21 protein-coding genes and 1 tRNA gene are annotated in these 25,930 nt (G+C 72.4%); 12 read left to right on the forward strand and 10 right to left on the reverse strand.

The genetic code is table 11. The features are described 5' to 3' along the window. Positions 1 to 54 precede the first annotated feature (54 nt). A complete protein-coding gene (locus tag ABRP24_RS09270) occupies positions 55 to 504 on the forward strand; it encodes a MarR family winged helix-turn-helix transcriptional regulator (RefSeq protein ID WP_214531207.1) in 450 nt (149 codons plus the stop codon). Positions 505 to 582: 78 nt separating this feature from the next. Here ABRP24_RS09270 and ABRP24_RS09275 read toward each other — a convergent pair whose 3' ends face one another. Continuing rightward, the gene (locus tag ABRP24_RS09275; protein WP_349849849.1) at positions 583 to 1,587 is read right to left on the reverse strand and encodes a LacI family DNA-binding transcriptional regulator; all 1,005 of its coding nucleotides are present in this window, start codon (positions 1,585 to 1,587) and stop codon (positions 583 to 585) included. Positions 1,588 to 1,703: 116 nt separating this feature from the next. Between ABRP24_RS09275 and ABRP24_RS09280 the strand changes: the two genes are divergently transcribed. The 5 genes from ABRP24_RS09280 to ABRP24_RS09300 all read left to right on the forward strand — a co-directional run bounded on the left by ABRP24_RS09280 (position 1,704) and on the right by ABRP24_RS09300 (position 8,817). Then, complete coding sequence (locus ABRP24_RS09280; RefSeq protein ID WP_349849847.1) at positions 1,704 to 2,921, forward strand: Gfo/Idh/MocA family oxidoreductase; 1,218 nt, start codon at positions 1,704 to 1,706, stop codon at positions 2,919 to 2,921. Next, positions 2,918 to 3,922: a sugar phosphate isomerase/epimerase gene (locus ABRP24_RS09285; RefSeq protein WP_349849846.1), complete on the forward strand. Its 1,005-nt coding sequence runs from the start codon at positions 2,918 to 2,920 to the stop codon at positions 3,920 to 3,922. The genes ABRP24_RS09280 and ABRP24_RS09285 overlap by 4 nt, the downstream gene beginning before the upstream one ends. A gap of 202 nt (positions 3,923 to 4,124) precedes the next feature. Continuing rightward, positions 4,125 to 5,129, forward strand: a complete 1,005-nt coding sequence (locus tag ABRP24_RS09290; protein WP_051596850.1) for a MoxR family ATPase — start codon at positions 4,125 to 4,127, stop codon at positions 5,127 to 5,129. Continuing rightward, positions 5,129 to 6,460 carry a DUF58 domain-containing protein gene (locus tag ABRP24_RS09295; RefSeq protein ID WP_349849845.1) on the forward strand — a complete coding sequence of 444 codons (1,332 nt, stop codon included), beginning with the start codon at positions 5,129 to 5,131 and terminating at the stop codon, positions 6,458 to 6,460. Before ABRP24_RS09290 ends, ABRP24_RS09295 begins: the two co-directional genes overlap by 1 nt. A gap of 5 nt (positions 6,461 to 6,465) precedes the next feature. Next, positions 6,466 to 8,817, forward strand: a complete 2,352-nt coding sequence (locus tag ABRP24_RS09300) for a DUF3488 and transglutaminase-like domain-containing protein (RefSeq protein ID WP_349849844.1) — start codon at positions 6,466 to 6,468, stop codon at positions 8,815 to 8,817. 177 nt (positions 8,818 to 8,994) lie between these two features. On the opposite strand, the gene ABRP24_RS09305 is transcribed toward ABRP24_RS09300, so the two are convergent. Together ABRP24_RS09305 and ABRP24_RS09310 are read right to left on the reverse strand one after the other, a co-directional pair. Beyond that, positions 8,995 to 9,597 carry a TetR/AcrR family transcriptional regulator gene (locus ABRP24_RS09305; RefSeq protein WP_301599880.1) on the reverse strand — a complete coding sequence of 201 codons (603 nt, stop codon included), beginning with the start codon at positions 9,595 to 9,597 and terminating at the stop codon, positions 8,995 to 8,997. A gap of 247 nt (positions 9,598 to 9,844) precedes the next feature. Next, positions 9,845 to 10,606 carry a trimeric intracellular cation channel family protein gene (locus ABRP24_RS09310; RefSeq protein WP_111038270.1) on the reverse strand — a complete coding sequence of 254 codons (762 nt, stop codon included), beginning with the start codon at positions 10,604 to 10,606 and terminating at the stop codon, positions 9,845 to 9,847. A gap of 69 nt (positions 10,607 to 10,675) precedes the next feature. Here ABRP24_RS09310 and efeU point away from each other — a divergent pair, with 69 nt between their 5' ends. From efeU to efeB, 3 genes are read left to right on the forward strand one after another with little or no spacing between them, the layout of a single operon-like run. Continuing rightward, positions 10,676 to 12,286: an iron uptake transporter permease EfeU gene (efeU, locus tag ABRP24_RS09315; protein WP_349849843.1), complete on the forward strand. Its 1,611-nt coding sequence runs from the start codon at positions 10,676 to 10,678 to the stop codon at positions 12,284 to 12,286. Beyond that, a complete protein-coding gene (gene efeO / locus ABRP24_RS09320) occupies positions 12,273 to 13,496 on the forward strand; it encodes an iron uptake system protein EfeO (RefSeq protein WP_349849842.1) in 1,224 nt (407 codons plus the stop codon). Before efeU ends, efeO begins: the two co-directional genes overlap by 14 nt. Continuing rightward, positions 13,493 to 14,779, forward strand: coding sequence for an iron uptake transporter deferrochelatase/peroxidase subunit (gene efeB / locus ABRP24_RS09325; RefSeq protein WP_214524384.1), 1,287 nt, complete (start codon positions 13,493 to 13,495; stop codon positions 14,777 to 14,779). Before efeO ends, efeB begins: the two co-directional genes overlap by 4 nt. Before the next feature lie 321 nt (positions 14,780 to 15,100). Here the strand turns inward: efeB and ABRP24_RS09330 are convergent, their stop codons facing one another. The 4 genes from ABRP24_RS09330 to ABRP24_RS09345 form a co-directional block, all read right to left on the reverse strand. Beyond that, complete coding sequence (locus tag ABRP24_RS09330) at positions 15,101 to 17,479, reverse strand: bifunctional UDP-sugar hydrolase/5'-nucleotidase (protein ID WP_349849841.1); 2,379 nt, start codon at positions 17,477 to 17,479, stop codon at positions 15,101 to 15,103. A gap of 102 nt (positions 17,480 to 17,581) precedes the next feature. Beyond that, positions 17,582 to 19,396, reverse strand: coding sequence for a thiamine pyrophosphate-requiring protein (locus ABRP24_RS09335; RefSeq protein ID WP_349849840.1), 1,815 nt, complete (start codon positions 19,394 to 19,396; stop codon positions 17,582 to 17,584). A 152-nt stretch (positions 19,397 to 19,548) separates the two neighbouring features. Further along, on the reverse strand, positions 19,549 to 20,475 hold the full coding sequence (locus ABRP24_RS09340; RefSeq protein ID WP_349849839.1) for a sugar phosphate isomerase/epimerase: 927 nt from the start codon (positions 20,473 to 20,475) through the stop codon (positions 19,549 to 19,551). Continuing rightward, on the reverse strand, positions 20,472 to 21,629 hold the full coding sequence (locus tag ABRP24_RS09345) for a Gfo/Idh/MocA family protein (RefSeq protein WP_035808774.1): 1,158 nt from the start codon (positions 21,627 to 21,629) through the stop codon (positions 20,472 to 20,474). The genes ABRP24_RS09340 and ABRP24_RS09345 overlap by 4 nt, the downstream gene beginning before the upstream one ends. A gap of 76 nt (positions 21,630 to 21,705) precedes the next feature. On the opposite strand from ABRP24_RS09345, the gene ABRP24_RS09350 reads away from it, so the two are divergent. From ABRP24_RS09350 to ABRP24_RS09360, 3 genes are all read left to right on the forward strand, one after another. Next, complete coding sequence (locus ABRP24_RS09350; RefSeq protein ID WP_349849838.1) at positions 21,706 to 23,127, forward strand: glucose-6-phosphate dehydrogenase; 1,422 nt, start codon at positions 21,706 to 21,708, stop codon at positions 23,125 to 23,127. 29 nt (positions 23,128 to 23,156) lie between these two features. Beyond that, positions 23,157 to 23,942: a dienelactone hydrolase family protein gene (locus ABRP24_RS09355; protein WP_176709249.1), complete on the forward strand. Its 786-nt coding sequence runs from the start codon at positions 23,157 to 23,159 to the stop codon at positions 23,940 to 23,942. A gap of 110 nt (positions 23,943 to 24,052) precedes the next feature. Then, positions 24,053 to 24,125: transfer RNA gene (locus tag ABRP24_RS09360), tRNA-Arg, on the forward strand. A 159-nt stretch (positions 24,126 to 24,284) separates the two neighbouring features. Here the strand turns inward: ABRP24_RS09360 and ABRP24_RS09365 are convergent. The 3 genes from ABRP24_RS09365 to ABRP24_RS09375 all read right to left on the reverse strand — a co-directional run bounded on the left by ABRP24_RS09365 (position 24,285) and on the right by ABRP24_RS09375 (position 25,908). Further along, positions 24,285 to 24,917, reverse strand: coding sequence for a TetR/AcrR family transcriptional regulator (locus tag ABRP24_RS09365; protein WP_051596854.1), 633 nt, complete (start codon positions 24,915 to 24,917; stop codon positions 24,285 to 24,287). Between the two features lie 92 nt (positions 24,918 to 25,009). Next, positions 25,010 to 25,690: a gamma subclass chorismate mutase AroQ gene (gene aroQ, locus ABRP24_RS09370; protein WP_051596855.1), complete on the reverse strand. Its 681-nt coding sequence runs from the start codon at positions 25,688 to 25,690 to the stop codon at positions 25,010 to 25,012. Beyond that, positions 25,687 to 25,908, reverse strand: a complete 222-nt coding sequence (locus ABRP24_RS09375) for a hypothetical protein (RefSeq protein ID WP_027466125.1) — start codon at positions 25,906 to 25,908, stop codon at positions 25,687 to 25,689. Before ABRP24_RS09375 ends, aroQ begins: the two co-directional genes overlap by 4 nt. Positions 25,909 to 25,930: the final 22 nt, after the last annotated feature.

A 25,930-nucleotide genomic window follows, 5' to 3' on the forward strand; every position in this document is an offset into this window, starting at 1 on the left:
GCGGGGTATCCGCGCAAGCAACTGTCGTCGTCTGCACCGACCGAAGGAGCCCCGATGTCCGTCGACGACACCTCGACCGCCGTCCGCGCACACGGCTGGCGCACCCTGGCGGCGCTGCACGGCCTGATCGAGACGCGCCTGGAGCGGGCGCTCCGCCAGGTCGACCTGTCGGTCGTGGAGTTCACGGTGCTCGACGCCCTGCGCCGCCAGGATGGCTTCCACATGCGCATGCAGCAGCTCGCCCGCGCGGCCGCCCTCAGCCCGAGTGCGACCACCCGGCTGGTGAACCGGCTCGAGGAGCGCGCCCTGTTGACCCGCGTCCTGTGCGCCGACGACCGTCGCGGGCTCTACACGGAGCTCACGCACGCCGGGCAGGCCCTGCTCGAGCGTGCGACGCCGATCCACGCCGAGGCGCTCGAGGGTGCCCTCGCCGAGGCGCACGAGGTCCCCGAACTCGCCGACCTGGCCGAGTCCGTCGAGCGGCTCGAGGGCGCGCGCGTCTGACCTCGGGTCACCTCGCACCCGGCCTGGAGGCCCGGCGCACCTCCGCCCCGCCGGCGTCGGCCCCGGGGCGGTCACCACTCAGGCGCGCGGCGGCCCCGTCGTCGACCGCACGACGAGCGTCGGTGGCACGAGTGTCCTGATGGGATCCGTCGGCGTCCCCGCTGCGGCGCCGATCCGCTCGACCAACCGCGCAGCCGCCAGGCGCCCCACCTCGTCGTTGTGCGGGTCGACCGTCGTCAGGCGCAGCAGGGGTGACGCGGCGAGCGGGGTCTCGTCGTTGCCGATCACCGAGACGTCCTGCGGCACGCGGAGTCCGGCTTCCTGCACGGCGGCGATCGCGCCCATCGCCATGACGTCGTTCGCGGCGAACACCGCGGTCAGGTCGGGGTGCTCCCGGAGTGCGAGCCGCATGCCCTCGTAGCCGGTCGTCTCCGAGGTCGGGCCGGAACCGTAGACCAGCGGCTCGATGCCGGACGCGACCAGCTGCGCGACGGTGGCGTCGTGGCGGAGCGCAGCCGGGCCTCCCGAGCCGGTGACGTGGACGATGCGGCGGTGACCCAGGCCGACCAGGTGATCCGCTGCCAACCGCCCGCCGGCGGCTTCGTCGGAGGCGACCACGTCGAGTCCGCCCGGTACGTCCTCGCGCGCGCCGGCGATCACGACCGGGGTGTCGGCGGGGACGACGACGTCGGGGAAGCCCTCGGCGGCGAGCACCACGCCGTCGACCCGCAGGGAGACCAGGTCGTCGAATGGCGAGGAGTCGAGGTGGGCGTTGGCCCGGGTGTCGGCCAGGGTGAGGCGGAGTCCGTGCGGGGCGAGGGCCTCACGGATGCCGTCGAGCATCGGCACGTACCAGGGGTTCCGGAAGTCGTCGACGATGACCCCGATGGTGCGGGTCCGGGTGCCGGCGAGGATGGCGGCGGCGCGGTTCGGGCGGTAGCCGAGCTCCGCGACGGCGGCGAGCACCGCGGAGCGGCGGGCCGGGGAGACCCCGGGATCGTCGCGCAGCACCATCGACACCAGGGACTTCGAGACGCCCGCGCGTGCGGCGACGTCGATGATCGTCGGCGGGCGAGGGGTCACGCTGAGCCTTTCCGGCACGGTGCTTGACAGGACATGGGCTGGTGCGGCTACAGTCTACCGACACGTTCTGGAACGTTCCAGAATCGGGATCCAGCGACCTTCTCGAAGGAGAGAACATGAGCGACAGCATCGGCGTCGCCGTCATCGGTGCGGGCATGGCGGGCAAGGCCCACATGGCTGCGTGGCGGAACGCACCCTCCCTCTTCACCGCGACGCTGCCGCCGGTCCGGCTCGTCTCGGTCGGCGACGTCTACGAGCCCCTCGCCGCCGAGGCCGCACGGCGCTTCGGCTACGAGCGGCACGACACCGACTGGCGGGCCATCGCGGCGGCGGACGACATCGACGTGGTGAGCGTCGTCGTCGCGAACACCCTGCACCGCGAGATCGTCGAGGGGCTGCTCGCCGCCGGCAAGCACGTGCTGTGCGAGAAGCCGCTGTCCGACTCGCTCGACGACGCACGCGCGATGGCGTCCGCCGCTGCCGAGGCCGCGCAGCGCGGGGTGCTCGGCCGCATCGGGTTCACCTACCGCCGGGCTCCCGGCCTCGCGGCCATCAGGGAGCTCGTTGACGACGGCACCCTCGGCCGCGTCCTGCACGTCTCCGGCCGGTACTGGACCGACTACGGCGCCTCGCCCGACGTCCCGTTCTCGTGGCGCTTCGCGGGGGAGCCGGGGTCCGGCGCGCTCGCCGACGTCGGCTCGCACCTGTCCTACGTCGCCGAGTTCCTGGCCGGTCCGGTCCGGAGCGTCAGCGGTGGCACGTTCACCACGTCGATCACCGAGCGCCCCGTCGCCGCCGGACACGCCCTGCGGGGGCAGGCCGTCCCGCTCACGGGTGAGACCGCGGCCGTCGGCAATGACGACTACGCCACGTTCAGCGCACGGTTCGGTGACGGCACGGTCGTCGGGTCGCTCGAGGCCTCGCGCGTCGCCGCCGGGCACCCGAACGGCCTCGTGATCGAGGTGTTCTGCGAGCGCGGCGCCGCCCGCTGGGACCAGGAGCGCGCCTCCGAGATCGGCCTCGCGCTGCAGTCCGACGGCTCGCGCACGGGTGGGTACCGACAGGTCGTGCTCGGCCCGGACCATCCCTACGTCGCTGGCGGCATGGCGATGGACGCCCCGGGCGTCGGCTGGGGGCAGAACCAGATGTTCGAGTACCAGGCGCGGGCGTTCCTCGACGAGATCGCCGGGCTGACCGGCGCCGTGCCCGACGCCCTGCCCGCGAACGCCACGTTCGACGACGGCGTGCACAACATGGAGGTCCTCGACGCCGTGGCACGGTCCGCAGCGGCCGGAGGCGCCACCGAGACGATCAAGGAAGCAGTGACGGCATGAAGCTCGGTCTCTACAACGCGATCCTGCACGACCGGCCCCTCGCCGACGCACTCCGGGTCATCGCGGCCAACGGCCTCACCGGCATCGAGCTGAACACCGGCGGGTTCCTGCCCCCGGTGCACGTGCCCGACATCGACGCGATCCTGCAGGACGACGGGGCGCGTGACGCGTTCCTCGCGCAGTTCGCGGGGACCGGCGTCGAGATCGCCGGGCTCAACTGCAACGGCAACCCGCTGCACCCCGACCCGGCGATCGGTCCCGCGCACGCCGAGGACGTCCGGCGCAGCATCCGCCTCGCGGCCCGTCTGGGGCAGGACCGCGTCGTCACGATGTCCGGACTGCCGGCGGGGGAGCCGGGCGGGACGCGGCCGAACTGGATCGTGAACGCCTGGAACTCGGCGGCGCTCGACGTGCTCGAGCACCAGTGGAGCGTCGCGGTGCCGTTCTGGCAGGAGATCGACGCCCTGGCCCGGGAGCACGGCGTCAAGGTCGCGCTCGAGCTGCACCCGCAGAACCTCGTGTTCAACCCGGCGTCGATCCGGGAGCTCGTCGAGCGCGGCGGGCTGACCAACGTGGGGGTGGAGCTCGACGCCTCGCACCTGTTCTGGCAGCAGATGGACCCGGTGGCGGTCGCCCGCGACCTCGGTCCGCTCGTGTTCCACGCCGCCGCGAAGGACGTCAGGATCAACCCGCACGCCGCGATCAACGGGGTGCTCGACAACTCGTTCCGCCGGTTGTCGCCGGACGAGTCGCGCACGAACCTCGGCGGCGACGAGTGGGCGAACGAGTGGCCGAAGCCGTCGGCGTGGGACTTCGTCGCGCTCGGCAAGGGGCACGACGAGGCGTACTGGACGACGTTCCTCGAGGCCCTGCGTGCGATCGACCCGGACATGTGGGTGAACATCGAGCACGAGGACACCGAGCTCGGGCGCGAAGACGGGGTCGCGGTCGCCGCGCGCGTGCTGCGCGCCGCGAACGCGGCGCTGGCGCCCCGGTCCTGACCGTCCGTCAGCTGACCCGGTCACTGCCTGGAGGCCCGTGGGCCGTTCCGCGCACGGGGTGACGGATCGGCGTGTGGTGGGTCGTGCCTCCCGGCCCCACCACGCGCGGATCGGCCACCGGTGCGCGGAACGACCAGTCCGTGCACCCGTACCGGGTGCTGTCACCGGCCCGATGTAGCATGCACGACACCTGTCCCCGACGATGGAGCCCTGCGTGCCGGACCCGACCGACCCCGCCTTCCCGCTCGAACACGTGCGGGCGGTGGGCGACGACATCGTGGCCTCCGTCGCCACGGTGATCGACGGCAAGGCGGAAGCCATCCGCACGGCCCTCACGGTGATGCTCGCCGAGGGACACCTGCTCGTCGAGGACGTCCCCGGCGTCGGCAAGACCGTGCTCGCCAAGGCGCTCGGTGCCTCGGTCGGCGGATCGGTGAACCGCATCCAGTTCACCTCGGACATGCTGCCGTCCGACGTCACCGGCGTGAACATCTTCGACCAGTCGTCCGGCACCTTCCGGTTCTCGCCCGGCCCGGTGTTCGCGAACGTGGTCATCGGCGACGAGATCAACCGCACCAGCCCGAAGACCCAGTCGGCGCTGCTCGAGGCGATGGCGGAGTCGCAGGTCACCGTCGACGGTGTCACGCGCCCGCTCGACCGGCCGTTCATGATCGTCGCGACGCAGAACCCGATCGACATGGAGGGCACGTACCCGCTGCCCGAGGCGCAGCGGGACCGCTTCATGGCGCGCATCGCGATGGGCTACCCGAGCGTCGACGCCGAACGGCAGATGCTCGCGAACCGCGGCGGCAGCGACCCGCTGTCGCGCCTGCGGCCGATCGTCGACGTGACCACGCTGCGGGCGATCATCCAGACCGTCGCCGGGGTGCACATCGCCCCCGACGTCGAGGCGTACATCATCGCGATCGTCCGGTCGACGCGCACCCACCCCGACCTCGTGCTCGGTGCGAGTCCCCGCGCGACGCTGCACCTGGCGCAGGCCGCGCGTGCGCACGCCGCCCTGCTCGGCCGCCCGTTCGTCACCCCCGACGACGTCGCGACGCTCGCCCCGATCGTGCTCGCGCACCGGCTCGTGCCGGTCGCCCGTGGGCTCGGCGGCACCGGCGAGGACACCGTGCGCGAGATCGTCGTTCGCATCGTCTCCGACACCGCCATCCCGTTCACGGCCACCCCCGTCCGCTCCTGATGGCCGGTCCATCGGCACCGCCGTCGCTGCTGCGACGCGTCGGTGCCGCGCGGTCCACGGCGGCCCGGTTCGGCCGCCGCGGGCTGTCCTTGGCACGCCGAACCCCGTTCCCGCGCCCGACGATCCGGGGCTGGACGGTCATCGCCGTCGGCATCGGCCTGGTCGGCGGCGGCCTGGTCGGCACCACGAGCGTCGCCGTCACGGCCGGCCTGCTGCTGCTCGTGCTGGTCGTGCTCGGCATCGCGATGGCGTTCGTCGTCGCCACCCCGCTCCGCGGCAGCCGCAGCACCGCTCGGGCGATCGTCCAGGTGGGCGAGGTCTACCGGGAACGCATCACCCTCGGCAGCACCAGCCTGCGGATCGGCCCGCGGGCGACGCTGCTCGTGCGCGAACAACTCGAGGACGCCTTCGCCAGCCTGGCCGAGGCGGAGACCTACGCCGAGGTCGGGCCGAACCTGCCGCCGGCCGTGCTCGACGTCGAGGCGCTCGCGATGCACCGCGGCCGGACGCTGGTCGGGCCGGTGACGATCCGGGTGGAGGACCCGTTCGGCCTGCTCCGGATCGACCGTCCCGTGGTCCCTGTTGAAGAGGTCGTCGTCGTCCCGGCCTCGGCGCCCCTCGGGGCGATCGACGCCGGCGCGCTCGCCGGTGCGGTCTCGGCCGACGAGGGTCGGGTCGGACAGGGCGGTTCCGCCGACGACAGCGAACTCCGCCCGTACCGACCGGGCGACCCGATCCGCCGGGTGCACTGGGCCCAGAGTGCACGGCGCGGTGGACTCCACGTCCGCCAGACCACCCAGGCCCAGCCGCCCGAGGCCGTGATCGCCCTCGACGTCCGGCGCGAGTCCTACCAGCGGCTCGGTCGCGAGGACCTCGCCGAGCTCTCCGACCTGGGCGGCGACCAGGCCTTCGAGCACGCCGTCGTGGTGGCCGCCAGTGTCGCCCGGGCGCTCGCCGCCCGGACCTCCCGCGTCGTGCTCGTGTTCGACGGTCCCGAGGGCGCGACCCGGCACGCGGGCGACGTCGGCGGGCTCACCGACGTGCTCGTCGGGCTCGCCGACGTCCGGCTCCGCTCCGACGCGCGACAGGTGACCGACGTCCTGCCCGAGGTCCGTGGCCGCGACGTGCACGGCATGACCGCCGTGGTGACCGGCACCTGCACCGCGGACGAAGCCGCCGAGCTCGTCAGCGCGACCAGCGGCTCGAGCCGCGGCATCCTGGCGACGATCGTGCCGCCGGACCCGGCCGTGCGGGGCATCCTCGACCGTGGCGGCTGGCGGACCCTCGTGGTGCAGGTCGTCGGCGCGACGCCGTCCGGAGCCGCACGGTGACCGGGGTGAGCGCACCCGCGCGTGGTCGTGCCGACGTGCGCGAGATCCTCGAGCGCGACGACGACCTGCGTGACGTCCCGAGCGCCTGGGTCGTGGCCCTCGCGCCGGTGCCGGTGCTCCTCGCCGCCCTCGCGATCCGGCCGCTCGTGCAGGGCATCGCCTGGTGGGCATCGGGCGTCGTCGTCGTCGCCGTGCTCGTCGCCGTGATGCTCGCGGTGCGCCGCCAGACGCCCGGCATCCGCTTCGTCGTCCTGGTCGGCACGGTCATCGCCTGCTCGTGCGCCGCCGCCCTGGTCAACGACATCCAACCGCTCGGGTGGCTCGACGCAGACGGGGCCCTCGGGGAGACGCTCGCCGCGATCCGCCTGAACCCCGCACCGCTGCCGCAGACCGACGCGATCCGGCTCGTGGTCACCGCGTCGATCGGCTGGGTCGCGGCGGTCTCGCTGTTCCTCGCCGCCATCGCGCGGATCCCGTCGCTCGCCGCGGCACCGGCCCTCGTCATCCTGATCGTTCCGGGTGTCATCACCGGGCAGCCCGCCGGCACCCCGCTCGTCATCGCCACGGCGGTGGCGTTCCTCGCCCTGCTCTGGCTGTCCGTCCGCCCCGTGCAGCGCGCACTGCCGGCCGCCGTGGTCGGGGCGATCGGGCTCGTCGTGGCCATCGGGCTGCCGACGATCGTGCCGCTCAACGCCAGCTGGTTGTCCGGCGTGACCGGTGCGATCCAGTCGCCGATCCAGCCCGGACGGCCCGGCACCCTGCTCGAACTCGGCAACGACCTGCGCCGCCCGAGCGAGCTCGAGGTGTTCCGCTACCGCTCGTCGGACGGGCAGCCCGAGTACCTCAAGCTCGCCGACCTGGACGAGTTCGGCACGGGGGACTGGGTGCCGACCGTGACGAACGCGGCCGAGGCCGACACGGCCGACGAGCAGCAGTGGGCCGAGGGCGTCAACCCGCGCCTCGCGAGCCGCGGCGACGTGACCGTCCGGATCACCGGGCTGTCCAGCACCTACCTGCCGGTGCCGTCGGGTGCGGTGTCGATCGAGTCGCAGTCCACCAACCTCGACCTGTCGCAGTGGCGGTGGATGGGGAACTCGAGCACCGTCCGGTCGACCGGAGCCGCGACCGCCCGCGGTGCGATGTACGAGGTCTACGGGGCCTCGACCTTCGCCAACGACTACCTCGACGCGGTCGCCGCCTCGGGGGTGCTCGCCCGCTCCGACGGCCGTGGCTTCCGGGAGCCCAGCCGCCAGCAGCTGCGCACCGACCTCGCCCTGCCCGACGACCTGCCGGCGAACATCTCGACCACCGCGACCCGCGTCGCCGCAGCCGCGACAGACGACTACGGGCGTGCGCGGGCACTCGAGCAGTGGTTCCGCAGCGACCTGTTCACGTACTCCGAGACCGCCCCCGTCGAGCAGGGGTACGACGGCGACAGCATGGACGTCGTCTCGACGTTCCTGAAGGTCCGCGACGGGTACTGCGTGCACTTCTCGTCCGCGATGGCCGTGATGGCCCGCACGCTCGGCATCCCCTCGCGCATCGCGGTCGGGTACCGGGCCGGGTCGCCGCAGCCCGACGGCGAGTACGCGGTGTCGAACCGGCAGCTGCACTCCTGGCCCGAGTTGTACATCCGGGGCGCGGGGTGGGTCGCCTTCGAGCCGACGCCCGACTCCGACGAGGCCGCGCCGTCCGAGGAGCCCTCGGCCTCGCCGACCGCGGCGGCACCGGAGACCCCGCTGCCGGCTCCCGAGCAGACCACCCCGGCGCAGGATTCCGCGTCACCGACCCCGTCGGCCTCCCCGGCGCCGGGTGCCGCGGGTGCGTCCGGCTCCGGCGACGCAGGTGGCCCCGTCGGGCTGCTCGTGGGGCTGCTGCTCGTGCTCGCGGTCCTCGTCGCCCCGGGCCTCGTGCGCGCTGTCCGCCGCCGGTCGAGGCTTTTGGCGATCGCCGCCGGCCGGTCACCCGCCGTGCAGGCCTGGCGGGAGTTGCTCGACGACGTCGCCGACCACGGGTACGCCCCGGGCATCGCGCCACCGGGTGATGCCGCCGCCGTGGCCCGGACCGCCCGAGCCGTGCTCGGACGACTCCGGCCCGGGTTGCCGGCCTCGGTCGTGCCCCACCTGGAGGCCACGGTCGACGCGGTCGATCGGGAGCGCTTCGCCGCCGACGGGGTCGCCTCGGTGGACACTTCGGCGCTGGAGCGGCACGTCCGCGAAGCTCGTGGCGCACTCGACGCGTCGGTGCCCACCCTGCGAGTCGTCCGGTCGCGCCTGCTGCCGCCGAGCCTGCTGCCGTCGTCCGCCTGGTCCCACGACGGGCCGAAGCCCCGCCGTCGCGATCGTCGCACGGCCTGACGCGAGCGCGCGTGCGCACCGTGCGAGCCTCGCACGGTGCGAGGGGTGCGCCGAGTGGTGCGAGGGGTGCGCCGAGTGGTGCGAGGTTCCGTACTCCGTGCGACCGGCGCGGCCCCGCACGGACTACGGAACCTCGCACCGTTCGAGCGGGGCGCCCCCGCGCCGGGGCGCCACGCGTCAGCGCCGGCGGACGACCGCCTCGACCAGCGTCGCGACGAGCTCGCCCGGGTCGACCCCGGGCAGCGCCGGCGCGTCGAACACCAGGCCGACGTTCGCCCCGATGAGCACGGTCGCGAACTCCTCCGGGGTCATGCCGACGTCGACCTCGGTGTGGGCACCGAGCCACAGCCGCACCAGCTCGAGCACCCCGTCCTGCAGGACCCGGCGCTGCCGGATGAACTCGGGCAGGAACTCCGGGTGGCGCACGGCGTACCCGCGGAACGCCGAGAGCAGCGCGAACTGCTCGCTCTGGTCGTGCTGGCCGAACGCAGCGCGCAGGACGTCCCCGACGTCGACGGCGGCGATGTCGGCGTGCACGAGCTCCTGCAGCGAGCCGAGCACCAGGTTCGTGGACCGCTGCATGACCTGCGCGAGCAGGTCTTCCTTGGACGAGAAGTTCGAGTAGACCGCACCCTTGCTGAACCCCGCGCGCGCGGCGACGTCGTCGAGCCGGGCGCCGTACACACCCTGTTCGGCGAAGACCGCGGCTCCGGCGGCGAGCAGGCGTTCCCGGACCTCGGCACGCGGGATGCGCTGGGTGGGGGAAGCGTCGTCGCTCATCGGTTGTTGCTCCGACCTGTGCTGGTGGTCGTCGGGGAGAGCATCGTGGTGGAGACCTGCCGCGCCGCGCGTCTGATCCCGCGCGGCATCAGCGAAGCCCCCATCCCCACGTCTGCTCGGAACCGGCGCGTTCGGGTCGCGTCGGTGCTGTGCGGACAGCGTTCACCGGGATCATCCCCGGTAGAACTGCCAGGACGATACCCGGCGGTACTGATCGTAGCGTCGCGACGCCGCGGATGACAGCCCCTCAGTCCTCGTGCTCTTCCCGGACACTGCCGGCGCCGGTTCGACGGCCCGGACGCCGGAGCAAGCGGAGCGCGTCCGGCCGCAGGCTCCGACCCCGCCGGAGCAGCGAACCGAGGGTCGACTTCGGCTGCCAGTCACGGCCGTTCGGCAGCCCCCAGCCCCGGCGGACCGCTCCCCAGCGGAGCCCGAGCGACAGGGTGATCGCGAGCAGGATGCCGAGCGACGGCGACCCGAGCGCCGAGGCGATCACCATCACGGCCGACGCGGCGACGGCCACGGTGGCGTACAGCGCGTTCCCGCCGAACACCGCCGGCACCCGCCGCAGCAGCAGGTCGCGCATGGCCCCGCCGCCGACCGCGGTGATGGTCCCCATGATGATCGCGGCGGGCCAGTCGAGCCCGGCGTCGTAGGTCCGCTGCACGCCGACCACGGCCCAGAACCCGATCACGGCGGCGTCGAGCACGGTGAACAGCCGGTCCCACGTCACCTCGGAGAACGACACGAGGAACGCGATGAGCGCCCCGGCGACGGCGACCGGCACGTACAGCGGGTCGACGAGCGCGACGGGGGGTCCGTTCTGCAGCAGGGTGTCGCGGAGCATCCCGCCGCCGAGTCCGGAGACGAACCCGACGACCAGGAACCCGAACAGGTCGAAGTCCATCGCGCGGGCGATGGAGCCGCCGAGCAGGGCGGACGCGAAGACCCCGGCGAGGTCGAGCACGTTCGTGACCGACGCCAGGCCGTCGACGGACAGCAGGTTCATGAGAACCATCAAACATCACGTCGCACGACTGGCGGGCCGTTCGGCGGTTAGGTTAGCCTCACCTTCGTCATGCTCGCCACTCTCGTCATCGGTCTCCGTGAAGGCCTCGAAGCCACGCTCATCGTCGGCATCATCGCCGCGTTCCTGCGTCGCAACCGCGTCCCGCTCACCCCGATGTGGTCGGGCGTCGGGCTCGCGGTGCTGCTCAGCATCGCCGTCGGCTTCGGGCTGCAGGCCGTCGAGCAGGCGCTGCCGCAGGCTCAGCAGGAGGGCATGGAGGCGGTCATCGGCATCGTCGCCGTCGTCTTCGTCACGGGCATGATCGTCTGGATGCGCACGCACGCGCGCACCCTGACGGCCGACCTCGAGGCCAGTGCCACCGCGGCGCTCGGCCGGGGCACCGCCTGGGCACTCGCCGGCATGGCGTTCCTCGCCGTCCTGAAGGAGGGCTTCGAGACCTCGGTGTTCCTCCTCGCCACGTTCCAGGCGTCGTCGGACACCGGCCTCGCCGCCCTCGGTGCCGTGATCGGCATCGCGGCCGCGGTCGTCGTCGGCTTCGGCATCTACACCGGTGGCGTCCGCCTCAACCTGTCGCGGTTCTTCACCGGCACCGGGGTCTTCCTGGTCTTCGTCGCCGGCGGCCTGGTGCTGACCGTCCTCCGCCGCGCGCACGAGGCCGGCTGGATCGTCATCGGCCAGCAGCGCACCGTCGACCTGTCGTGGCTCGCCCCGAACGGTTCGGTGCAGGGCGCCCTGGTCACCGGCGTGCTCGGCATCCCGCCGGACCCGCGGGTCATCGAGGTGCTCGGCTGGTTCCTCTACGTCGTTCCGGTGCTGGCCCTGACCCTCTGGCCGCGCGCCTGGCGTCCGTCGCCGGACCGCGTGCCCGGGGTGCGCGCCGTCGTCGCCGGTGCTCTCGCCGTCGCCGCAGTGGCGCTCGCGATCGCCGTGCCGACGGGCGGGGTCGACCTGCCCCGCACGACCGCGGTCAGCGGCGACGCCAGCTCCGTCTCCGCCAGCGTCGACGGTGCGTCCGGTGTCCTGCGGGTGGCCGGCACCGGAACCGGCCAGGAGGCCCGACTCGCCCTGCCGACGTCGGCCCACCGCCGCGTCACCCGCGCGGGCGTGACCGCCGACCGGTGGCGCGTCGTGCAGGACGGGGCCGGTGGGCAGGGGAGCGGTGCCGACCGTCCGTCGACGCTGACCCTGGACGACCTCGTCACCCTGTTCGGCCGCCTGCCCGTCGGGGTCTCCCCGTCGACGAACCCTGGTCCGTTCGCGGCCCGCTGGGCCGTGCGCGACACGGTGACCCTGTGGACGGTCCGCGGTGGGGTCCTGGACGCGACCCGCGACGAACGCGAGGTGCTGACGCTGAGCGGTGGGGGCCTCCCGTCCGCGCGCACCACGACCCTGGACCGCACCGTCTGGTCCGTCCCCGACGCCCGTGTCGAGCGGTCGGCCGCCTCGGTGGCTGCAGCGGACTCGCGATCAGCCGACCTGCTGCTCTGGAAGGCCTGGCTGCCGATCGCCCTCGGCGCCGCGGCCGCCGTGCAGGCGCTGCTGGCCCTCCGTGACCGCCGTCGCCGGCGACTCCCCACCGTCCCCACCCCCGAACCCGTCCCCGCTCGTGGCCCTCCGGCCGCGGACCCTGCAAGGAGCACCGACCATGTCCTTCGGTAAGCCCGTCCGACCCCTGATCACCCTGGGCGCCCTCGGCGCCGTCACCGCCCTCGCACTCACCGGTTGCGCCGGTGGGTCCGCCGAGGCCGGCGGCTCCGGCTCCGGCGACGCGAAGGTCTCCCGCGTCACCATCACGCTCACCAACGACGGGCAGGACGCCTGTGCGGTGTCCTCGACGAAGGTCCCCGCGGGCCCCGTCACCTTCACGGTGAAGAACGAGTCGTCGACCGCGATCACCGAGGTCGAGCTGCTGCAGGACCAGCGGATCCTCGGCGAGAAGGAGAACCTGGCGCCCGGCCTCGACGCCGTCCGCTTCACCGCCACGCTGACCGGCGGGAAGTACCAGGTGTACTGCCCCGGCGCCGAGACCGAGCTGACGGACTTCACCGTCACCGGCAAGGCCGCGTCGACCGCGAACAGCAGCGCCTCGACCCTGCTCCGCGACGGGACGAAGGGCTACGCGACCTACGTCGACGGCCAGGTCACCGACATGGTCGCCGCGGTCCAGCAGCTGCAGAAGGACATCGACGCCGGTGACCTCGACGCGGCGAGGACCGACTACGCGAACGCCCGCCCGTTCTACGAGCACGTCGAGAGCGACGTCGATGGCTTCGTCAAGAAGGGGTTCAAGGCCACCGACAACGCCGGCAACCTCGACTACCTGATCGACATGCGCGCCTCGAACCTCGACCCGGCCGTCGGCTGGAGCGGGTTCCACGCCGTCGAGAAGGACCTGTTCCAGGCCGGGAAGATCACCGCGTCGACCAAGCAGACCGCCGCGGACCTGACCGAGGACGTGCAGCTGCTCGCGAAGCTCGTGCCGACCCTGGACTACAAGCCGGAGGACCTGGCGAACGGTGCCGCCGGGCTGCTCGAAGAGGTGCAGTCGAACAAGATCACCGGCGAGGAAGAGGCGTACAGCCACATCGACCTCGTCGACCTCGCCGCCAACGTCGAGGGTGCCCGTCAGGCCTTCGCGTACCTCAAGCCGGGGCTGACCAAGCTCGACCCGACCCTGACGAAGCAGATCGCGAAGCAGTTCGACGCCACGAACACGCTGATGGACGGCTACCGCGACGCCGACGACCTGGGCGGCTTCGCCAGCTGGGACGCCGCCACCAAGAAGTCCGACGCGAACACGATCTCGCAGCAGATCCAGGCGCTGCAGGACCCGCTGTCCCGCCTGGCCGAGAAGGTCGCGACCGCGTGACCGAGCCGGACGAGGCACCCCGGGCGAACGTCTCCCGCCGCGGGCTGTTCGGTGCCGGCCTGGCCGTGGCCGGTGCCGGGGTCGGCGCGGCTGCGGGCATCGGCGGCGCCACCGCGGCGACCGGCGTGAACCCGTTCACGGCGGCGACGAACGGTGACGAGTCGATCGACCTGTCGCAGAGCCAGCCGTTCTACGCCACCGCGGCACGGCAGCCGCAGGGTGGGATCCGCACCACCCCGCAGCGGTACTGCGTCTACATGACGTTCGACCTGTCGACCACCGTCACGACCGACCTGCAGGTGCTCCTCGCCCGCTGGTCGGCCGCGATCGCCCAGCTGCAGGCCGGCAAGACCGTCGGCAGCGTCGAGCCGGCGCACGGCAATGGAGTCGGTGCCGACACCGGCGAGGCGCTCGACCTCGGGCCCGCGTCCCTCACCGTCACGGTCGGCCTGGGACCCGGCGTCTTCGACGAGCGCTTCGGGCTGGCCGACCGGCGCCCGGCGTCGCTCGCCGACATCCCGACGCTGCCGAGCGACAACCTGCAGGAGGGGCTGACCGGCGGCGACCTGTCCCTGCAGGCCTGCGCCGACGACCCCCAGGTGGCGTACCACGCGGTGCGCGACCTGGCACGGATGGCCCGCGGCACCGCGACCGTCCGCTGGACCGTGCTCGGCTTCGGCCGGGCATCGGCGGGACCGCACCAGAGCACGCCCCGCAACCTGATGGGGTTCAAGGACGGCACCCGGAACATCACGACCGACGCCGACCACGACCGGTTCGTCTGGCTCGACCGCGACGCCGGGTGGATGGCCGGCGGCAGCTACCAGGTGGTGCGGAAGATCCGGATGAACATCGAGACCTGGGACGCCGACGTCGTCAGCGACCAGCAGCGGGTGTTCGGGCGGACGAAGATCCAGGGCGCACCGCTCTCCGGCGGACAGGAGCACACCACGCCGGACTTCCACGCGAAGGACGACGACGGTGCGACGAAGATCGACGCGACGTCGCACATCGCCCTCGCAGCGCACGAGGCGAACGGCGGCGTGAAGATCCTGCGGCGGCCGTACAACTACACCGACGGGCTCAACGAGTACGGCCAGCTCGACGCCGGGCTGCTGTTCATCGCCTACGTGAACGACCCGGACCACTTCACGCGGCTGCAGCGGAAGCTCGGCGCCTCGGACCGGCTGAACGAGTACGTCTCGCACATCGGGTCCGCGGTGTTCGCCGTCCCGCCGGCACCCCGCAAGGGGTCGTACATCGGCGAGCAGCTGTTCCGCTGAGCTGAGTCGCTGCGACGCCAGGGTGGGCGCCCTCCGCCGTTTCCCTGGAGGCGGAGGACGCCCGCGTCGCGGAGTCTCGCCGAACGGAACCACCGTCGACTTGCTGAAAGCGACCCGGCACGACGCGTCGCGGTGCGACAACCCCGAGAGTACCCCGCGGATCCGCGGATCCGCAGTGATCGACCGGGATGGGACAGCAACCGTCACCGCCGGGTCGCGCGACGCGTGCGCCGGAGCTGTGCCGGGCCTCCTGATCGACGCGAACGGGCCGCCTCACCAGGGTGAGACGGCCCGTTCGCGTGTGTGCCCGCAGGCTCGGGGTCAGTCCGTCAGGACCGTCGCGGCACGTCGTGCGCGGTTGCGGCGGAGGACCACGAGCGCCGTGATCCCGGCGAGCAGGAGCAGGCCCGCCGCGATCGCCGGAGCGGTCAGGTCCGCACCCGTGTAGGCGAGGTCGCCACCGGCGCGCGGGTCGTCGTCGGTCCCGCCGACGCCACCGATGCCGGCGTCATCAGCGCCACCCGCGCCGGGGCCGGGGGTGACCCCGCCGCCCGTGCCCGGGGTCGGGTCGACCGGGTCCGTCGGGTCCGTCGGGTCGGTGGGGTCCGTCGGGTCGGTCGGGTCGACCGCTGCGGCGACCGGGATCGTCACGGCGAGGGTGATGGTCTGGCCGGGCAGGGTGACCACGAGCGGTGCGTCCGTCGTGGCGACGGGCTCGGCCACCGCGGCGAGCGAGACGGAGCCGGCGGTGCGGGCGGCGGCGCGTGCCGCCGGGGCCTCGATCTCGGGGACCGTGACGGTCAGGGTCGCGCGACCCTGCTCGTCGTTCTTGTCGGTGATCGTCGGGTCGATCGCCGACGACGCCAGCTCCTTGCCGTCCGCGCTGACCGAGACGGTGCCGGCCTTCGCGGGGTCCTCGCTGCTGAACACGAGCGACGACAGGTCGAGCTCGATCTCGTCACCGGGCTGGAACCCACCGGCCGGGGTCGGCGTGACCGTGACGCCGACGGCGCGCTGGTCGACCTGGGGTGTGACTTTCTTGTTCGCCACGAAGTAGTCCACCTGGGCCTGCAGGTCGACCTGGCCGGAGTCGGCGACGTTCGTGCCGGTCGCGAAGGCGGCGAAGTTGTCGCCACCGGTCGACAGGAACGAGTTGACGGTCACCTTGAGGGTGTCGGTCAGCGCGATCGGCTTGCCGCCGAGGGTCATGCCGGTGATGCGCTCGCCGCGGCCCTTCGACGGGTCGTAGGTGTACGCGAAGCCGTCCGAGACGCCGAGCTTCAGGAACGGACGCTCGAGGCCGTCCGGCTGCCACTGCTGCTCGAGGGCGTTCTTGATCTGCTGGCCGGTCATGTCCTTCGTCACCAGGGTGTTGGCGAACGGCTGGACGAGCGCGGCCTCCTTGTAGGTTACGGTGCCGTCGGGGTCGCCGGCGCCGCTGGACGCGTAGACCATGTCGGTGCGGAGGCCGCCCGGGTTCATGAAGGCGACCTGCGAGCCGTTCCGCTCGGTGGCGCTGCGCTGGACCTCGGCGATGTAGTTGCCCAGGACGGACTCGCCGCCGCGGTTCTCGGCCTTGCGGTCGGACTGCACGGCGCGACGCAGGTCACCCGTGATCTCGCCGAGCTTCTCGCCGCCCTTGACGTCGGCGGCGGCCTTCGCGGCGGTCACGATGTCGCTCACCTCGGTCACCGAGGTGGTGTCGGCGGGGACACGCTTGTCCTCGTTGACGGATGTGACCGACGACGTGATGCCGGTGAGCTGCTTGTCCGCGTCCACGGTGAGCTGCAGGTGTCCGAGGTTCACCCCGTAGGACCCGGCCTGGATCACCGGACGCTTCGTGCCGTCGGGGCCGGCGATGGAGTGGTTGTACGTCGCGTGGGTGTGCGCCGAGACGATGGCCGAGACCTTCGACGAGACGCCGGCGGTGATCTTGCCGAAGGCGCCGGTGCCGGTGGCGTCGGCGAGCGCGCTCGTGGTGGCGCCCTCGTGCACGAGCAGGACGAGCACGTCGGCCTCGCCGTTGTCGTCCCTGCCGTCCGTGAGCTGCACGGCGTACCGGTTGACCTGGCTGACGATCGGGGCCATCGCGAGGCCCTCGACCCCGCCGGGGCTGACGAGCCCGGGGATGAGGTCCTCGGTGGTCGCGCCGATGAAGCCGACCTTGACGCCGCCCTTCTCCACGATGGAGTACGGCGTGAACGCGGGGTCGGTGGTGCCGGCCTTGACGATGTTCGCCGAGACGTACGGCCATTCGGCGCGGTCGTCGATGCGGTTCCGCAGGTCGTCCTGGCCCTTGTCGAGCTCGTGGTTGCCGATCGCGCTGACGTCGAGGTCCATGGCGTTCAGGGCGTCGATCGTGGGGGAGTCCTGCTGGATGAGCGAGGTGAAGGTCGAGGCGCCCACGTTGTCGCCGACGCTGGCGAAGATCGTGTTCGGGTTGGCCTCGCGGTACGACTGCACGACGCCGGCGAGCTTCGCGGCGCCGGCGGCCTTGTCGGCGGCGGTGCCCTCGGACTCGATGCGACCGTGGAAGTCGTTGACGTCGATGATGTCGATCGTCGTGTCGCCCTCGGCGGCGACGGCTGCGGACGGGACGGAGAGTGCGACCAGGACCCCGGCGGTGGCGAGGGCCGCGCCGGCGCCGAGGCGTCGTCGGGTCGTCGCACCGGCGGTTCCGGTGGTGTGGGAAGTGTTCATCGCCGTCGAACCTACGAAGACGCACAGGCGACTCGCCAGACCCCGTCGCAAGTCGTCACACGACGTTCACACGGCCGTCCCCCTGGGCCCGCCCGACCCGGTTCAGTCGCGGCCGAGGGCGCCCTTCACCCGCTCGGTGACCTCGGTCGCCATCGCCTTGGCGGAGTCCTTCACCACGTCGAACTCGACCGGGTCGCCCTTCAGCAGGCTCTTCGCCGTGTTGATCGCGTACTCCTTCGTGATGTGCGGGGGCAGCGGCGGGACGCTCCGGCTGACGTACGCGTCGATGAGGGTCACCCCCTGGTGGGCGAACGCCCGATCGACCGCGGCCTCGACCTCGGAGTCCTCGTGCACGGCGATGCCCTGGAACCCGAGCAGCGTCGCGTACCCGGCGTAGTCGATCGACTCGACGTCCTGCGAACCGCGCCACATCGGGTTGCCATCCTCGGTGCGCATCTCCCACGACACCTGGCCGAGATCGTCGTTGTGCATGACCACGATGACGAGCTGCTGGTTCGGCCACGCCGCCAGGTACTTCTTCACGGTGATCAGCTCGTTCATGCCGAGCATCTGGAAGGCACCGTCGCCGATCGTGCACACCGCCGGACGGTCCGGGAACGCGAACTTCGCCGTCACCGCGTACGGCATCGCCGCGAGCATCGTCGCGAGCCGGCCGGACATGTCGCCGCGCATGCCCTCGCGCAGCCGGATGTGGTGGCCGTACCAGTCGGCGGTCGTGCCGGCGTCCGCGGTGACCGTGACGCCGTCGGGCAGTCGGTCGTTCACGGCCTGGATCACCCGGCGCGGGTTCACCCCGTCGTCGTAGGCGACCTCGGACTGCGCACGCATCTCCGACTCCCACTCGCGCATCTCGTGGGCGACGGTCTGCTGGAAGGACCTGTCGGTCTTCTGCTCGAGCAGCGGGAGCACGGCGTCGAGGGTCGAGCCGACGTCGCCCCACAGGTTCAGCTCGGTCGGGTACCGCAGGCCGAGCTGCTCCGGCTTGATGTCGACCTGGATGCCCCGGGCCTGCCCCGACTTCGGCATGTACTCGCCGTACGGGTAGTTCGTGCCGAGCAGCACGAGGGTGTCGCAGTCGCGGATCTGGTGCAGCGACGGCAGCGACCCGAGCAGCCCGAGCTGCTGCGAGTGGTACGGCACGTCGGACGGGATCACGTCCTTGCCGCGGAGCGCCGTGATGATCCCCGCGCCCGCCTTCTCGGCGGCCGCGAGCACCTGGGCCGTCGCACCGCGCGCGCCCGCACCGACCAGGAACGTCACCTTCGACCCGGCGTTGATGATCTCCGCCATCTTCCGGACCTCGTCGGCGGGTGGCGTGATCCGGGTGGAGGCGGGGACGTCGCTCGACCGCGAGGCCCAGTGCTCCAGCGGCGGTGCGTCGTAATTCATCGCCTGCACGTCGTGGGGCAGCACGACGACGGCCGGCTGCTTGCGCAGCGACGCGGTGCGGAACGCGGTGTCGAGCACCACGCCGACGGCCTCGGGAGTGGCCACGGTCTGCACGTAGCAGGCGACGTCGGCGAACACGCGCTCCAGGTTCGACTCCTGCTGCGTGAACGACCCCATCGCCGCGAGCCCCTGCTGGCCGACGATCGCCACCACCGGCTGGTTGTCCATCTGCGCGTCGTACAGGCCGTTCAGCAGGTGGAAGGCACCGGGACTCGACGTCGCGACGCAGACCCCGACCTCGCCGGTGAACTTCGCGTGCGCGGTCGCCATCAGCGCCGCGATCTCCTCGTGCGTGGGGCGGACGTACTCCAGGCCGTCGCCCGTCGACGCCGCCTTGCCGAGCGCGCCGTCGAAGGCGCCGATCCCGTCGCCGGGGTACCCGAACACGCGGGAGACCCCCCACGCCTTGATGCGGTCGATGACGAAGTCGCTCACGGTCGTGCTCATGGCACCAGCGTGCGCGGGCGCGCACGGGTCCGTTCACAGGCACCGGCCTGGAGGCGCGGATCACGTGACCGACGTCGGTCACGTGATCCGCGCCTCCAGACCAGGGCGCCTGTGCTGGCTGGTGCTCGGTGTCGGCTCCTGCTCGGTACCGGCTACAGCTCCTGCGCGATCAGCGGACGCAGCGTGCGGTGCGCGATGCGCAGCCCTTCGAGCACCCGGTCGTCGGTGCCGCCCCAGAGCGGGTCCTCGTGCTCGACGCTCAGCGTGCCGTCGAAGCCGGCCTCGTAGAGGCGGTCGACGACGCGCGGCCAGTCCACGACACCACGGCCCGGCACGCGGAACCGCCACCAGCCCATGTCCCACGGGTCGTCGCCCTTGTCGACCTTGCCGAAGAACCCGTACTCGTTGCGCCGCTCGGGGAAGAGCTCCAGGTCCTTCGCCTGGGCGTGCACGATGTGCTCGGCGAACGGCAGGATCGTCTCGACCGGGTCGATGCCGATCCACGTCAGGTGCGACGGGTCCCAGTTCAGCCCGAAGCCCAGACCGGTCACCCAGCCCCAGAGCTCGGGGGAGTACGCGATGTTGCCGGGGTACCCGTCCGGGTGCCAGCCCTCCATCACGCAGTTCTCGATGACCAGCCGCACGCCGCGCTCGCCGGCGTAGTCGACGAGCTCGGGCAGGACCCGGTTCCCCTCGGCCATGTTCTCGCGGACGGACTTCGTGGTGTCGCGCCCGATGAAGGTGCCGACGTACGGGATGCCGAGCGTCTGCGCGGTGTCGATCGCGTGCTCGAGGTGGGTCCGCACCGCGGCACGGTGCTCGAGGTCCCGGTGCAGGTTGTTCTCGTAGTAGGCGAGCGCGGAGATCTCGAGCCCGGTGCGGTCGAGCAGGTCGCGGGTGGCCAGGGCGTCCTCGTCGGTGAACGTGGCGACCGGCAGGTGCGCCGCCTCGAAGTCACGGCCGCCGGTGCCCGGCCAGACGGCGACCTCGAGCCGCTCGTAGCCCTGCTGCTGGGCGAACCCGGCGATCCGGTCGAGCGACCAGCCGGGCAGGCAGGCGGTCAGCATGCCGAGCTTCACCGGATCTCCCGCCAGGTCGTCTCGGCCGCGCTGCCGATCACGGCCTCGATGATGTCCGCGGAGCGGGCGCCGTCCGCGAAGGTCGGCAACCCGTCGGGGGCCACCCCGGTGCGGACCGCGGTGTAGGTGTCGGCGACGAAGGCGGCGAAGGCGTCGAGGTACCCCTGCGGGTGCCCGGCCGGCACGATCGCCAGCCGGCGCTGGTCCGGGTACCCCTGCGACGGGTCGCGGACCACGATCTGCGCGCCGCGCTCGTTCCCGAACCAGGCCGACTCGGGCTGCTCCTGGTCGAACGCCGCGCTGCCGCGGGTGCCGTCGACCTCGAACCACAGGCGGTTCTTGCGGCCGGAAGCGACCTGCGAGATCACGACGTTGCCGATGCGGCCCGTGGCCGTGCGGAAGGTGGCGACGGCGGTGTCCTCGGTGGTGACCTCGGCGCGTTCGGCCGCGTCGGCCACCGGGTCCGGGTCCGGGGAGCCGGAGAACGACGGACCGGACGCGGCCGGCCGGGTCGGGTAGACGATGTCGGTCGCCGCGGACACCGAGGCGAAGCGCTCACCCGTCACGAACTCGACCAGGTCGCACCAGTGCGAGCCGATGTCCGCGAACGCGCGGGACAGCCCGCTCGAGGTCGGGTCGACCCGCCAGCTCGAGGCGTCCTCGTCGAGCATCCAGTCCTGCAGGTAGTGGCCGTGCACCGCGAGCAGTCGGCCGAGCTCCCCGTCGGCGATGCGCGCCCGGATCTCGCGGACCATCGGGTGGTACCGGTACACGAACGGCACCGTGGCCACGACACCGGCCTCGGCAGCGGCGGCGACGAGTTCGGCGGCCTGCGCGGGGTCGATCGCCAGGGGCTTCTCGCACACCACGTTGATGCCGGCCGCGATCACCGCGAGCGCCTGCGGGTGGTGCTGGTCGTTCGGGGTGCAGATGTGCACGACGTCGGGGGCGTCGGCGATGACCTCGTCGAGGGAGGCGTAGCCGCGGGGCAGGTCGAGCTGCGCCGCCACCTGCTCCGACCGGGCGGCGTTCCGGCCGAGCACACCGAGCACCTCGGCACCGGAGGCCCGGGCCGCCCGGGCGTGGACCCCGGCGATCATGCCCGTCCCGACCACGGCGACACGGAGGCGTCGCCCTTCGTACCCACTGCTCATGGTGCTCCCTCGCGCCGGACTGACACCACCGTAGCGGCCCGGCCGTCCCCGGGGGACGGTGAGTACGGTCTGGTGCATGTCGAGCCTCCAGACCAGCCTGCTCATCCTCGGAGCCAGCGGCGACCTGTCCAAGCGCCTGCTCCTGCCCGGCCTCGCCACCCTGCTCCAGGTGAAGGACGACTGGGACGTCCAGCTCGTCGGGGCCGGTGTCGAGGACCTGTCCGACGCCGACTGGAAGGCGCAGGTGCGCGAGTCCTTCGAGAACGCGCAGGCGTCCAAGAACGAGGAGGACGAGGGCGCCTCGGGTGCGACGTCGTTGCCGGACCGACTGCAGGCCGTGGTCGACGCCTCGACCTACCGGAAGGCCGACGTCACGGACCCGGACGACCTGCGGGCACTGCTCGCCGCGTGCGAGCACGACCCGGCGATCTACTTCGCACTGCCGCCGGCGGTCACCGAGAAGAGCTGCGAGCAGCTCGCCCACCTCGACCTGCCCGCCGGCACCCGCCTGGCGCTCGAGAAGCCGTTCGGCACGGACGCCGACAGCGCCTCGCACCTCAACGACCTGCTGCACTCGTTCATCCCCGAGGAGCGCATCCACCGCGTCGACCACTTCCTCGGCCGCTCCACCGTGCTCAACCTGCTCGGGCTGCGCTTCGCCAACCGCATCATCGAGCCGCTGCTGTCGTCGCAGCACGTCGAGCGGGTCGACATCGTCTACGACGAGACCCTCGGGCTCGAGGGCCGGGCGCGCTACTACGACAAGGCCGGGGCGCTCACCGACATGATCCAGAGCCACCTGCTGCAGGTGATGGCGGTCGTCGCGATGGAGGCCCCCGCCTCGATCAAGGCCGACGACCTGCGCACCCAGAAGGAGCTCGTGCTGCGGGCCGTCCGGCCGTGGGGTGGCGACGTCGTCACCGCGGGCAAGCGCGCCCGATACACCGCCGGCACCGTCGGGGACCGCCAGCTGCCGTCGTACGTCGACGAGGACGGCGTGGACCCGTCGCTGGGCACCGAGACCCTCGCCCAGCTCACCCTGGAGATCGCGAACTGGCGCTGGGCCGGCGTCCCGTTCACCCTGCGGTCCGGCAAGGCGCTCGCCGCGCAGCGCCGCGAGATCGTCATCACGTTCAAGGACTCCCCGCACGTGCCCGAGGGGCTCACCGGCACCGAGCTGCCCGACCGGCTGCGCATCTGGATCGCTCCGGACGAGATGCAGCTCGAGCTCAACGTGAACGGCGCCGGTGACCCGTACACGATCGACCACACGAGCCTCGAGGTGACCTTCAACCCCGGGCGTCTGAGCGCCTACGGCGAGGTGCTGGCCGGCGTGCTCGAGGGTGACGCCACGCTGTCGGTCCGCGGTGACAGCGCCGTGCAGGGCTGGAAGGTCGTCGGGCCGTTCCTCGACGCGTGGAAGGCCGGCAAGGCGCCCCTCGACGAGTACGCCGCCGGGTCCGTCGGCCCCGACGGCTGGGACAACATCGAGGCCTGAGCCCGAGCGGCGGCGTAGCGTCGGGCGACGTGAACACCACCGACGACGTCCTGCAGACCGTTCCCGAACCCGCCGGCGCCGACATCCGTGTCGACGACGTCCCCTACGACCACGAGGGCACCGAACTGCTCGGCGTGCTCGCGAAGGACGCCGCGATCGCGGGCCGTCGTCCGGCCGTCCTCGTCGTGCACGACTGGCACGGCGTGAACGAGCACGTCCAAGCACGGGTGACGATGCTCGCCCGACTGGGCTACGTCGCCTTCGGCGCGGACATCTACGGAGCGGGCGTCCGCCCCGGTGACGACACCGCGGCCCAGGTCGCCGGCGGTTTCTACCAGGACCTGCCGCTGCTGCGGGCCCGCGCCACCGCCGGACTCGAGCGACTGCTCGCCGACCCGGACGTCGACCCCGCCCGCGTCGTCGTCATGGGGTACTGCTTCGGCGGCTCGACCGCACTCGAACTGGCACGGACCGGGGCCGACCTGGTCGGGGCCGTGGCGTTCCACGGCGGCCTCATCGCGCACGACCCCTCGGACGCCGCCGACATCCGGGCGAAGCTGCTCGTCCTCACCGGGGGCGCCGACCCCGTCGTGCCGGACGAGGCCGTGCACGCGTGGCAGGACGAGATGCGGGCGGCGCCGGACGTCGACTGGCAGGTCGTGACGTACTCCGGTGCGATGCACGCGTTCGCGGTGCCCGGCACCGACGCCCCGGACCACGGCGCGCAGTACCAGGAGCGCGCCGACCGCCGATCGTGGCAGGCGCTCCGCGTGTTCCTGGCCGAGGTGTTCGACGAGGAGCCCGCGGCGCTGTGACGGTGCGGCCGTCGGAGACCGCTCGCGACACGCCGAGCACGGGGGTCGGAGCGCCTCGATTGGCGCCCGGGCCGCACCTGTTGTAGAGTCTTCCACGGCCGCAAGGCCACGCGCTCGTAGCTCAATGGATAGAGCATCTGACTACGGATCAGAAGGTTGGGGGTTCGAGTCCCTTCGAGCGCACAGGCAAGCAGGACGAAGAAGGGCCCCGGTGGATTCCACCGGGGCCCTTCGTCGTTCATCAGCAGCGTTCGCGCCCGGGTCCACCCGTCGCGCGTCACGTCCGTGCGATTCGGTGAGCAGGAACGGTCGAGTCCCGGAGCCGGACTCGACCGTTCCTGCTCACGAAGTGGCGGGGGAGTACGGCTGGGCCGCCGCGATGACCTCCGACGCGCCGGCGATGCCGAACGACGTGAAGAGCGGTGCCCACAGGGCCTTGAGCTGCGCCACGAGCTCGTCGTCGGTCAGCTGCGTCGAACCGTCCACCATGCCCAGCGTCGTGTTGAGGAGCAGCAGGACGGACGGCTGGACCGCGGCCGCGTCGACGTCCGCCGCCGCGACCCCGGCGCTGACGAGCTCGCCCCGCGTCATCTCGAACCAGTCGAAGCCGCGCGGCACCGGCACGCCGGCCTTGCCGAGTTCGTGCAGGAGCCGGACCGCGCCGCCCGCCACCGAGCCCCGGCGGACGTCCATCCCGGTGGTCAGGAGGAACACCGTCAGCCGCTCGATGCCGGGCTGCGCGGGGAGTGCGTCGAAGAGTTCACGCCAGCGCTGCTGCTGCAGTTCGATGACCGCCGTCGCCAGGTCCTTCTTCGACGGGAACAGGTGGTACCCGATCGCCGACTTCGGCTTGCCCATCGCCTCGGCGACACGGGAGAACGTGGTCGCCTCGTAGCCGAAGGCCGCGAACTGCTGCCCCGCGGCGTCGATGATGGCTCGACGAGACGCCTCCATGGCGAGCTGCCGCTGGTTCATCTGGCGTGGTGTCCTTCCTCGCCCGGAGCTGAGCGATCAGTGAACACCACATCCTAGGGCCGCTCATGATGACGGCCCGTCCCCTGCCCGCGTCAGGCGGCGCAGAACGTGTGCCAGGCCACGTCGATCCCCTTCCGGTGCAGCGAGTCGAGTCCGACGTCGAGGTGCTTCCGCTCCGCGTCCACCAGGTGTGCGCACCGGTGGTCCTGGGCGACGGTCTGGGCCTGGCCGAGCGCGGTCACCAGGTCGGTGTCGATGGCGTCGAGCTGGGGCCGGATGGTCGTCAGGTCCGGCGCCGTCGTGGGTGCGGTCCACGGGTTGTGCGTCCAGTGGTTGATGAGGCCGCGCTGGACCACCTTGCTCGCGGCGATCTGCGCGCGGATCACCCGGGTGACCAGGACGGGGTCGACGCCCTGCTGCTCCGCCAGGGTCACCGCTTCGTCGACGACGGCCTGTTCGCGCACCGGGTCGGCGATCGGCTTGCCGCTGAGCCACTTCGACTCCGCCACCGGGTCGGCGAGCTCCAGCCGTCGGAGGATGAGCGCGCCGATGGTGTCGAGCTCTGCCGTCGATGCCGCGGGACGGGAACCGTCGTGGGAGATGGTCATCGTGGAACCCGTCGGTTCGGCGGACGTGGGCAGGGGGTCGGCGTTCGCCGCCGTGGTCGGCAGGGCGATGCCCGCCGCGAGCAGCCCGAGGGTCAGGGCCGTCGCGGCGGTCCGGCGGCTGCGGTGCCGGGCGGTGGTCGGGGTGGTGGGGTGTGCGGTGTTCACGGGGTTTCCTTCCCGAACCGGCGCCGGACGCGTCGGGTCAGATCGTCGATGATCGGTTTGATGACCTCGTCGTAGAACGGGTAGACGCCGAAGTGGTCGGCGCCCTCGTCGCAGTAGCAGTCCATCGAGATCGCCTCCTCGAAGTTCGAGAAGACGTAGGTGGCACGGTGCGGGAACGCGGCGTGCGGCTCGTCGTCACGCGGGGTCGTGGTGGTCACGGCGGTGCTCGATCCCGGTCGG

The organism is Curtobacterium sp. WHRI 8282 (genome assembly GCF_040223925.2).
GTDB classification, from domain to species: domain Bacteria; phylum Actinomycetota; class Actinomycetes; order Actinomycetales; family Microbacteriaceae; genus Curtobacterium; species Curtobacterium flaccumfaciens.